8 protein-coding genes are annotated in these 10,858 nt (G+C 46.3%); 2 read left to right on the top strand and 6 right to left on the bottom strand.

The features are described from left to right. Positions 1–161 precede the first annotated feature (161 nt). Together QT974_RS23175 and QT974_RS23180 are read left to right on the top strand one after the other, a co-directional pair. A complete protein-coding gene (locus QT974_RS23175; RefSeq protein WP_333470773.1) occupies positions 162–1,097 on the top strand; it encodes a class I SAM-dependent methyltransferase in 936 nt (311 codons plus the stop codon). 130 nt (positions 1,098–1,227) lie between these two features. Further along, positions 1,228–1,551: a hypothetical protein gene (locus tag QT974_RS23180; RefSeq protein WP_333470774.1), complete on the top strand. Its 324-nt coding sequence runs from the start codon at positions 1,228–1,230 to the stop codon at positions 1,549–1,551. Between the two features lie 70 nt (positions 1,552–1,621). On the opposite strand, the gene QT974_RS23185 is transcribed toward QT974_RS23180, so the two are convergent. From QT974_RS23185 to QT974_RS23210, 6 genes are all read right to left on the bottom strand, one after another. Beyond that, positions 1,622–3,013 (bottom strand): cytochrome P450, encoded by a 1,392-nt coding sequence (locus QT974_RS23185; protein ID WP_333470775.1) that lies wholly within the window; start codon positions 3,011–3,013, stop codon positions 1,622–1,624. A gap of 293 nt (positions 3,014–3,306) precedes the next feature. Beyond that, entirely contained in the window at positions 3,307–3,813 is a 507-nt protein-coding gene (locus tag QT974_RS23190) for a MogA/MoaB family molybdenum cofactor biosynthesis protein (protein WP_333470780.1), read from the bottom strand. 98 nt (positions 3,814–3,911) lie between these two features. Further along, positions 3,912–4,247 carry a photosystem II reaction center protein Psb28 gene (psb28, locus tag QT974_RS23195; RefSeq protein WP_333470776.1) on the bottom strand — a complete coding sequence of 112 codons (336 nt, stop codon included), beginning with the start codon at positions 4,245–4,247 and terminating at the stop codon, positions 3,912–3,914. Between the two features lie 226 nt (positions 4,248–4,473). Beyond that, positions 4,474–5,967 carry a DUF1565 domain-containing protein gene (locus QT974_RS23200; RefSeq protein ID WP_333470777.1) on the bottom strand — a complete coding sequence of 498 codons (1,494 nt, stop codon included), beginning with the start codon at positions 5,965–5,967 and terminating at the stop codon, positions 4,474–4,476. A gap of 620 nt (positions 5,968–6,587) precedes the next feature. Next, a complete protein-coding gene (locus QT974_RS23205; RefSeq protein WP_333470778.1) occupies positions 6,588–8,327 on the bottom strand; it encodes a hypothetical protein in 1,740 nt (579 codons plus the stop codon). A gap of 438 nt (positions 8,328–8,765) precedes the next feature. Further along, on the bottom strand, positions 8,766–10,478 hold the full coding sequence (locus QT974_RS23210; protein ID WP_333470779.1) for a zinc metalloprotease HtpX: 1,713 nt from the start codon (positions 10,476–10,478) through the stop codon (positions 8,766–8,768). Between the last annotated feature and the right edge of the window lie 380 nt (positions 10,479–10,858).

Below are 10,858 nucleotides of genomic sequence, written 5' to 3' on the forward strand. Positions count from 1 at the left end.
TAAATCTCTGATTCTCACTCATAAATTATGTACCGAAATGCTTCGCCCTTGCCAAGATGAGATGCACCCCTACGAACCTTGTAAAGTTTGATTATCTCAATCTCACTCAAAATGAGCGATACGTGTTAAAATTGATGGCGCTAAATCGAAAACAATAAAATATGACTGTTGCAGTTAATAAAACTCCGGGATTAGCATCGCGTTTAGTAAATGGCGTACTCTCCATCAAACCTTTGGCCGCTCTAGCCAAGCACCAAGCGCGGGAAATGATGATAAACAGAGCCGAAAAAATCGGAGTGCATTGGCGAGAAGAAGCGCAAGCACTTTTGTCCCGAAATTGGGATGCAGAATTGCTCAGCCTAGAAAATCCCGATCTTGTTTATCCAAAATATTATCTAACTTCATTCCACGCTTACGAAAAAGGTAATATGAGTTGGGAAGCTGCGACAGAAGTTGAAGTTGCAGCCCGTGCGGTTCATGCGGGAATTTGGCCGGAAGCTGGTGCAGAAGGCGATGCTAAACTCCGCGCTAGCTATCACGAAATTGTCAAAGCTCAAATTTCTAAAATACCGCAAGATATTGTGGATTTGGGATGCAGTGTGGGGATGAGTACCTTTGCGCTTGGCGATGTTTACCCGGAAGCAAAGATGACTGGGGTGGATTTGTCGCCTTATTTTTTGTCGGTTGCTCAATACCGTTCCCAACAGCGAGCAGCAGAATTGTCTAATCAAAAATCTCCGACTTGGGTACACGCTGCTGCTGAATCTACTGGTTTACCTGCGGCTAGTTTTGATTTAGTTTCTATTTGTTTAGTTTGTCACGAATTGCCGCAGAAAGCTTCTAAAGAAGTATTCCGGGAAGCGAGGCGCTTGCTGCGCGCTGGCGGACATTTGGCAATTATGGATATGAATCCTCAGTCTGAAGTTTATGCCAAAATGCCTCCTTATATTTTGACTTTGCTCAAGAGTACGGAGCCTTATTTGGATCAGTATTTTGGGTTGGATATTGAGCAGGCTTTGGTTGATGCGGGTTTTGGGGCGCCGACAATTACTCGCAATACTCTCCGACACCGGACTATTGTTGCTGAGGCGATGTAAATGCTCAGGTAGGACATGGCAGTGCTGTGTCTCTACTTTATGGGATGCGATCGCCAATCTGGTAAAATTAACCGTCAGACAGCGGTCTTAGGTGAAGATTCTGAAAAAATCGTAAATTAAGGATATCTTGATGAACCCGACAGCTCCTTCTCAACACGTCATCGATTGTTTGCAGACGATTTTGGATTCTACGGCATCGAAAAATTACCAGCTTTTTACCACTGTAGGCGATGCTGGTTACAAAGCGGCGATTACACAAGAAATGTTTGAAGATGTTAGCGATCAGCTTGGTTCGCGCCTGCAAAACGGATATTCAATTACTTATTTTGGCGATTTAAAACAAGGTGATTCTCAGATTTATTTGTGGAAGCTGAGTTTTGCAGATGGTGGAGATGAATTTGTGGCACAGATGACGATGAATCAAGACAAAGTTGCTGGAATTTTTATTGCTTGATGTCATTCTCAGGTTTGTAGTCAGGACTTCAGTCCTCTCTTTGATGCGGAATGAAGTCCTCACTACAAACTTATTTAATTGTGGTTTTTACGGAGGACTTGATATTAGAAGATAACCGATCGCCCAAAACGGTTAATCGGAACCGCTCCGGCGGTACAAAGGTGATTCCCCGGCGGGCTGGACGAATTGGTCGATCGATATTCGAGACAAACTCCCGCCCTGACAACACGGTTGCTAACACCAGCTTCATCTCAAACATCGACAGCGCCATCCCGATGCAGCTTCGACTCCCGCCCCCAAACGGTAAAAATTCCGCGGCGGAAAACTTGCGATTTAAAAAGCGATCGGGATTAAACACGGCCGGATTTTCGTAGGTTTCAGGGCGGCGGTGCGCTAAATACACGCAGGGGATTAAAATCGTTCCCGGTTCATAGGTATAGCCTTCGAGTTCGATCGTCCTTTTTACCTTGCGCGGCTGCGAAATTAACGCAATCGGATAAACGCGCAGCGCTTCTTTGCAAACTGCGGTTAAATACGGCGACTGCGACAGGGCGATCGGATCGGGATTTTCGCCCAATTCATCTAATTCGGCGCGCAAAGAAGCCAGACATTCGGGATGCTGATGCAGCCAGTAAAATGCCCAAGTCAATGCAGATCCAGTGGTTTCGTGTCCCAACAACAATAGTGTCATCAACTGATCGCGCAATTCTCGATCGCCAATTGATTCACCTGCTTCGTCCCGCGCCGCCATCAATACTGACAAAATATCGGTGCGAGAAGCATCCAAGGAATGCGATCGCCTCTCGGCAATTTCTGCATAAATTAGCGAGTCAATCTGCGCCATTTGCTCCAAAAACTGCCCCCACGGACTCCAAGATCCGAAATTTTGCTGCAACGGCGCAAAGAAAAATTGGATTGAGTACAGCTCAGAGGTAATTGCTTCTAAAAGTTTGCCCAACAAGTGTTTAAGCCGTTCGTAGCGCTCTCCAGGCACCAATCCGAAGACAACTTGCAGGATTACTTGCAACGAAATTTCCGACATTTCTTGACGCACGGCGATCGCCTTTGGGGCTTTCCAATCCTGTGTTTGCTTTCGCGTCAAATCAACGATCAAATGCCCTTGACTGTGCAACTGTTCGCGATGTAGCGCCGGCATTAATAGCTGCCGCTGTCGCAGGTGTCGCGGCCCTTCGTTCATAATTAGGGATTCATTTCCTACCAGCGGGCGAAATACGTTGGTGACTTTGCCGAATTCAAAGGCATCCGCGAAGGTAGTAAACACCGCCTGAATGGCTTCTGGATTGCCCAGAAACACGATGGGGGGCGAAGCGGGCCCCAACACGCGGGCGGTAAATGTATCGCCGTATTTGGCAGAGTTGCGATCGAAAAAGGCGATCGGGTCAGCTACCAGCGAAAGCGTTTGGAACAAAGCGGGAGAACGAGATCCGGTAGGCAACGTCATTGCAAAAATTGGCGATACACAATATTTCTAGTGTATTTTGACATACTGGGAAGTCGATCGACCGCAGGCACCCTGAAATTTAGCTGCGATCGATCGACGGTTGGCGAGATCCCGGGTTTTTGAGCGTAAGTCCTAATTCACTGAGTGCAAGACGGTCGATCCCCCATAATATCAATTCCGGTTGGATCAGTATTGTTCAAATGTCGTCCAAACAGTTAACAGTCAACAGTTAACAGTTAACAGTTAACAATCATTTCTCCTGAGCACAACCGGAATTGATATAACTGCTGCCCTCAGCCGCCCCGCAACTGCTGCACCAAGTGAATTAATTCCGGTAAAATTAGCTTTTCTACAGCTAGTCTTACGCCATTGCTAGAGCCTGGAAGAGAGAAGACTAACTTGCCTTTATATACGCCTGCAACTGCACGAGATGCGATCGCCCTCGAACCAATTTCTTGATAGCTCAGAAACCGAAATATCTCCCCGAATCCGGGTAAAATCCTATCGAGCAAACTCTCCATCACATCGTAAGTAGTATCTCGGGGAGAAATACCCGTCCCGCCGTTAAAAATGATTGCATCCACATCTTCGCGCTGGGAAAACGCCTGCATTTGTGATACAATTTTTGCCGCATCATCTTTAACAACAGTGTAAGCTACCACAGAGTGACCGGCATCTTTGAGCAGCTTCTTGGTTAACAAGCCGCTATTGTCTGTTTCGGGCGAGCGCGTGTCGCTAACAGTAATGATAGCGCAATTTACGGTTATTTTAGATAAATCGGGGTGAGGAATTTGCGTCATAGTTTCTTGTCGTAAGCAATCAGCAATTGGCAATTGGCGATCGGCTTTCTTACCAATTACCAATTACCAATTATTAATTACCAATTACCAATTATCTATTATGCCTTGTTGAATCCTAAGCCGTTGGCTTGCGAGTAGCGTTCCATGAAACGCATAAAACGCTCCCATTCTTCGGCACTTCTCATCAGATAAAGAGCTTCCAAACCCGCAGGCTGACCGTTGACGAACTTAGCCTTGACCTCGCGAGTCAGGAGTTCGCCTTCATCGTCGATCATATACATTCCAGTAATGTCTTGGGTACTGGTGCTGCTGAGAGCTTTGGGATTTTCAAACAAAAACGTCGCAGTGCCCTGAGCTCCGCTTTTAGAACGGGTTAGGCGCACTTCGGGTATAGAATCTTCGTCCATCCCCCGGGAGAACTGAATTTTAGCCATAATTTGACAGTCGAACCTTAAAGATTGCTGAATTTCTTAATATTTAATCATAAAACGATTCGGGTACTCGGAAGTCGAGACTTACTAAAGAGATAGGCCCCAGAGGGGGAGCCACAGAAGGGGAAGGGGAGACGAGTTGGTTATTGGTAAGCTGTTGGGGATTTAAATTGTATCTTTCAACGGCCGATCGCAACTCGTCAGCTCTGCTCCCCCTCTGGAAATTCGTTTAGACGATGTAGGGAGAGTTAATGGCTTGTGCTCGGTTTGTGGCTACCAAACTTTGGTAGACGAGGGCGGATATCTCGCCGCGGGTGATATCGCGGGCGGGGGAAAGCTTGTCGCGGGCGGGATAGTTGACGACGATTTTGCGCTCTGTGGCGGTGGCGATGGAGTCGGTGGCAAAACTGGGGATCAAAGCCCGATCGGCATAAACGCTCAAAGAATTGGGATTGCCGCCCGCCAATTGCAAGCCGTTTACCAATGATACGATCGCCTGAGCCTTAGTCAAATTCTGTTCCGGGCGAAACGTGCTGTCAGGATATCCCACCACGAAGCCAGCTCGATTTGCTTTGACGATCGCACTTTGGGCCCAAAAATCCGCAGCTACATCCTTAAAAACCGTCGCCTCGCGGCGCGGCGCCAACTCAAACGCCCTCGCCAGCAAAGCCGCATACTCAGCCCTAGTTAAACTGCGATCGGGTTTAAAAGTGCCGTCGGGAAACCCGTTAACAATATTCATCTGAGCGAGGCGCGAGATAAAATCCTTAGCCCAGTGCGTGCTGGTGTCGCTAAACTTTACGCCAGGAGTCGGAGTTGGAGTTGGAGTTGGAGTCGGAGTTGGAGTCGGAGTTGGCGTCACATTTCCCAACTCAAATAAACCTTTTACCCGCGAAGAATTGAGAGTATTTCCCAGCGCAAAAATCTTAGTTGCAGTAGCATTTTGCAAATCAAATTCGCCGTTATTGGCAAATATATTTCCTCCCAAATCTTGAGCCGTACCAAGATCGGGCAGCGATTTTTCCACCGCAGTCAAACCATCTTCGGTATTTTTTTCAATGCGATTCTTCCGCACAACTGGCTTAGAGTTGCCTGTTAAAACAATACCGGAGCGATTGGCGACAATTTGGTTGTCAACAATCAAAGGAGCCGATTGAGCTTGTAGAGAAATGCCGAAACCGGTATTTTGAAAAAGATTGCGCCGGATTACGCCCTTAGCACTCCCCGCCATAATTACCCCAGCGGCAGAGTTTTGGATAAATATGTTATCCAGAATCGCCGGATTGGCATTTCCTGTGGCAAAAATACCTTCGCGCTTGCAAAGCGTGAAAGTGCAGTTAGCCACAGTCGGAGAAGTTGACTCAATCCAGACTCCGGTGCCGCGACTATCAAGATTAGTGACAGTTACTCCCCGCAATTCGGCATCGGTTGCTAGCAGTATAGTGATATTTTGACTTGCAGCGGTGGGACTGACAAATTTGCCACTTCCTTGAATCAGAGTGCCGCTTCCTTTGTTAGCTTCGCTACCGATAACTTTGACTGCTGAGGGAATTTCTAAAGGAAATTTTTCGCCGCCCTCTGCGCTGTAAGTTCCCGCGGCTAGCTGAATAACTGTTCCGGATGCAGCGGAGTTGATAGCGCGGGCGATCGTTTTGAAAGGAGCCGATTGGGTGCCGGCTGCTGCATCGCTGCCTGTTGCTGAGTTAACGTAAAGTGTTGCCATGTTGTTGTAAAAAAGATAATTGGCGATTCCCTACCCTTCACCGAACCCCTACGGGGAACAGGATAGCTTCGCTCGGGCGAGCTTTTGTGCACTTTTCATTCTCTACCAACCTGGCCCCGGATGTATATTTGCTTTTAATTTTAAAGATGATTTAGTTGCAGGATATTCGCAACGTCACCCATCAGGAGTAACAACCACAGAGGGGATTGCCCCTACTCAATAGTCCGATTACTTACTTAAACTGTATGGTGCGTCGCCATCAAGATTTTCAAATAGTGCCGACAAATCCCATAGCGACGCACCTTAAACTCTACGGTATGTCGCCATCAATATTCTCAAATAGTGGCAAAAATTCTCAAAGCGACACACCCTGCAATAAGTAGTTGTATCCAATTAATTACATAAAATCTCACTGCACCTTAAACTGTGTTGTGCGTCGCTCGCTCGATTGTCGATTTTAGTTAGGCATTTTTTATGGCGACACACCCTACGAATTAATCGGCGAATATTGTCAACTAATCATAGGTGCGTCGCTCGCTCGATTGTCGATTTTAGTTAGGAATTCTTAATGGCGACACACCCTACAAAATCAAGCGGTGCGGCATCCGCACACTACAAACTCAATTACCAGCAATTTTCACAATACAAGACGCATCCAAAACAACTACAATTTCATTTTGAAAAACAGCACAACTTGTGATTGCGGGAGCTAAGGCGGGAATTTTCCCTTGTTTGAGAGCAAGCATCGCCTCCGGTGTCGCATCGAAGTCATCGATCCAGCCGTAATCTTCTACATACTGAAGAGTCAAGGCATTGCGATCGATCATCCAAAAATCAATTCCATAGCTGTTAATGAAGTTTTGCAATACAGTGCGATCGGGCGTATATTGAGCGCGAATTAAATCGTTAATCCGCTGTAAAAATCTGCTGTAGTAACCTTTTTGATAAGGCACTGCATATTCCTTTGCTACCAAAACCGAACGCTGGCTAAACGTTGGCAAATTGTCCGATTCTGGCGCGATGGAAGCAATCACAATATCTTGAGGTTGTTGCTGAAAAAATTTGTACAAAGCGGGCATTTTACCTTCTACATACCCGACTGAGGGAAAGTCTTCAACCCAGCATGGATAAAGCACTACTGCGATCGCGATTGTCGCTGTGGTAATTAGTGCAACTAGATTTTTTAAATGAAATTTTGTCGCGGTTGTTGATGCCCAGTTGCCGACACCATCGATAATTAATGTCAGGGCGATCGCGCCCATCAACACAACAATAAAGCGCAAGCTGTACGCAGTATAGCGTCCAGGCTGGTACAGCTTAAAAATGGTAGCATGAGCGGCAAAAAACATCGCCAAGGATGCTAAAAATAGCTGAAGCAACAGCCAAATTTTGCTATTAATCCGACTGGCTAGCGGAAAAGCCGATCGCCCCCACAGCAACAGCGGGGGCAAAAACAGCCCGACACAGTTAGTTACAGGCGTAAACAGCGACTTGGGAAACATCCCGCTACCCCTACCAGTCAGCCAATAATCCTTTGGATTTGGACGAAAAAAAGCATTTCTGCCGTTGGCTGCAAATACTGGCATTTGCTTAGCTTCTGCTGCGGTATAAGCCGGGCCAAATTCCGATTTATCTAAGGCATAGGGCAGCATTATTAAAAAGATTACTCCTAAACCTGTACTGCAAAATAGGTAATTTGTGCGATCGCCCGACAAGCGCAAACGGCCGTTTTTCCAGGCTACCAGCCGCAAAACTAACACGCCAGCAGCCACCAAGGCGTAAGGAGGGTAGAATAATCCAATTAGGGCGACTGCGCCCAAACAGGGCAGCAACGAACTTCGCGACAAATAATATAAAAAACCGAGAAATATCGGATAGATAAAAGCTCTGGGCGTTGTGGAAGCCAAATCATCTGTCATCCACATATGCTGATTTAGTAGCAAAGATGCGATAAATCCAGTCATCGGCACTGGCAGCATTTCCAAGCAAAGCCCAAAACAGTAATAAGTCGAGATTAAGCTCAGAAATAGCGGCAATATTTTGTGCAACAATAGCGGGTGAATCCCGATGGTTGCAGCTATTTTGTAGAGCGTGCTGTATCCGGCGGGGGCGATTGATTGAAAATAGTTAGCAATGAAATCGTTGGGGAACAATTGTCGATCGACAAACCGCATCATCCAGAAAACGTGCTGTCTCGCATCGTCTTGCACCACATACTCGGCGCTGAAGGCTTGAGCAATTCCTAAAAAACCATAAACTGCGGCAAATGTCAAGCTCAGCATCAACCAAAATATGGCGCGCGATCGGGATTTTTCATCTACAGTCGCCGTCAGAAACTTGTGCAAGCGGGCTATGAACATTACAGTGAAACAATGCCTTAAATAAAAGTTCGCAGCAGCGCTGTGCTGTTGAGAGCTACTACAAACCAATACTGTATATGAAATCCGCCTCCAAATACCGCTGGGTGCATCTGGGTTTTGAAGCCGGAAGAAGCATGACCGTAGATAAGTTATTAGTTATAATCTCATATTTAGTGCGGTCATGCTTCGCCCCTACACACATATTGGCTTGCAGATTCATCCAATACCGCTTTACTTTGTAATTGTGCCAGATTTTAAATCCTTGTCCCAGCCACACACAATTTTAAGGTGGTATCGCTGACGGGAATCAAGCAATTTGTTGCTGTTTGGGAGGACTGAAGTCCTCACGCTCGATCCTGTTTGGGAGGACTGAAGTCCTCACGCTCGATCCTGGTTTGTAGTAAGGAATGCGAGTCCTTTCATATGTCAAGCTGGAAATTACAGAAATAGAAATGCAATCCCGATCGCGATCGCACCAATCCCCATCACAAAAGACCAGAAACGGTGATAGCTGCTAACCGTGGTACCGCTATCGCTTTCAAGCTGAATCAAATCCATCCAAGGCGCCACACCCCGGCGGAACCAACCCAAAGCGCTAACATCCATACCAATCAAACTTTTAACCCGTTTCATTCCAAACAAAAAATTACCAATCGGCCCAAAACGAGAAGCATAATGTAAATACATCATTCCCGTTCTGTCTTGCAATTTCAAATCGGAACCAAACGCATAACCCGCATCACCGCGACCAATTAATTCACCTTGTAGTTTCGCAGGTTGACCGCGTAAAGGACTAGCATAAGGGTCAGACATTAAGCTTAAAACATCCAACTCTTCTGCTTGTGCGTAATTCGGGAACATCACCAAAGCTTTGATTAAAATTCCCACGCCCAAACCGATTAAAGCACAAGCAACCATCATCATCGGATTCCCAGCCGAGAGGGAAATGCCGACCGCAAAACCCACCGCCAACCCCAGAGTTTCCGCACTGTACAGCAGCAAATCGAAAAAGAAATTTCCGTACAATTTCCGCTTGCTCAGATTGCGGCCTTCGCCCACAATCCGACCCATGTCAAACTCAATATCCAAGCCTAATTGTTCGGCGTAGGTACTCAAAGCGCGAACTCGCTTACCAGTCAGCGGGTGAGTCGAATTCAACTCCATCCACCAACCCCACGGATTAAACATATCCCACAGAAACACTCGCCCGATTTTTTCGGGTTCCGAAGAAATCCGGTAAGCAGTGCCGGTAGAAGTGGCAGCTTTGGCATCGTAAATGCCTAAAGCGCGAGTTCCTTCTAACAAGCGGCTGGGTTCTGTTGCTCTTTGTCCTTCTTCCAAAATACCGTAAGCAATCTTTACTAAAGCGCGCGATAAAGCGTTGGGGTTTCCGGTAGTTTCGGCGGCAAAATGGTCGGCAAAATATTCCCGAGTCCGCGACAAATACAGCAACAAATAAGTGCCTGCAATGTAAAATACATAAGCAACAGCAGCCACAGTACCTGCCGCATCTTTAGCTTTTTCGCCACCGCTCCGACCGAGCCTTTGAGCTGTAGTGTAAAGTAAGTAAGTAATCTGCACTAAAGTTGAAGCTAAAGTCATGACTGCAAAGTCCCAATGGACGATGTGACCTAGTTCGTGCGCGTAAACTGTGGCAATTTCATCGTCGTCTAAATAGGTGAAAAGACCTTGACTGACGACTAAGCGAGCGCTGTTAGGAAAGGAACCGTAGGTAAAAGCAGTAGGGTTTTGGTCGTCGATAATTCCTAAACGCGGCTGAGTCAGTTTTTTCTGTTTGCAAACCTTCTGAATAACTTTCGCTGTTTCGGGACTCAGGCTTTCAATTTCTGCTAGGGAAACCCAGCGAGTTTGGTAGAGCCAATTTTGGGTTAAGTCCATCAAGTAAGGCGATAGGAAAAAAGCCGCGATGTTAAAAATCAGAGTTATCGGAAGTGCGATCGCCAATCCGGCGACGGGATCGGGACTGTTGATAATCAAAACTGTCGCCAAGGACAACACTAACACCATACCAAATAGCATGATAAGAGTGGCGCCGGAAGCTAAAACGAGGTTTCCGCCAGTTTTCTGGATCAGTTTAATCCCGGCTTTGGGCGATCGCCCTGCCTTGCGCAATGGAGCTTGAGATGACATAATATTCTCCTAAGGTTATTGACAAAAGGTAATTACCGTGGGATTTTATCTATACTTCACTGTTTTAACCTGTAATTGCGGAGCGCGGTAAGGAGTCTCAACAAAAATATATAATTTATTGTAAATTGTGAAGATTGAAAACCGCCCGCCCAATTTATTTCCAAAAATCCAATTCCAATTTCAAAACTCAACAATCAAAACTATTTCAAAGTTACCAAAAAGAATTGGTTGAAAGTCGGAACCCTTGTATGAAGAAATTAAAATCAGACAATTCATTACTCCAATCGTCTTCATTCCAGGTAGAAGTCGCCCGGGTGCATCTTACTTTTGAAGAGGGCGAAGCATGACCGCAGATAAGTTATTAGTTATAATCCCATATT

The organism is Microcoleus sp. BM001215392 (genome assembly GCF_036700185.1).
In the GTDB taxonomy this organism is placed as follows: Bacteria; Cyanobacteriota; Cyanobacteriia; order Cyanobacteriales; family Microcoleaceae; genus Microcoleus.

Coding starts and splice junctions, on each gene's coding strand:
- QT974_RS23205 (WP_333470778.1), bottom strand. CDS start 8,327: ATGTTCATAGCCCGCTTGCACAAGTTTCTGACGGCGACTGTAGATGAA.
- QT974_RS23185 (WP_333470775.1), bottom strand. CDS start 3,013: ATGACGTTGCCTACCGGATCTCGTTCTCCCGCTTTGTTCCAAACGCTT.
- psb28 (WP_333470776.1), bottom strand. CDS start 4,247: ATGGCTAAAATTCAGTTCTCCCGGGGGATGGACGAAGATTCTATACCC.
- QT974_RS23175 (WP_333470773.1), top strand. CDS start 162: ATGACTGTTGCAGTTAATAAAACTCCGGGATTAGCATCGCGTTTAGTA.
- QT974_RS23190 (WP_333470780.1), bottom strand. CDS start 3,813: ATGACGCAAATTCCTCACCCCGATTTATCTAAAATAACCGTAAATTGC.
- QT974_RS23180 (WP_333470774.1), top strand. CDS start 1,228: ATGAACCCGACAGCTCCTTCTCAACACGTCATCGATTGTTTGCAGACG.
- QT974_RS23210 (WP_333470779.1), bottom strand. CDS start 10,478: ATGTCATCTCAAGCTCCATTGCGCAAGGCAGGGCGATCGCCCAAAGCC.
- QT974_RS23200 (WP_333470777.1), bottom strand. CDS start 5,967: ATGGCAACACTTTACGTTAACTCAGCAACAGGCAGCGATGCAGCAGCC.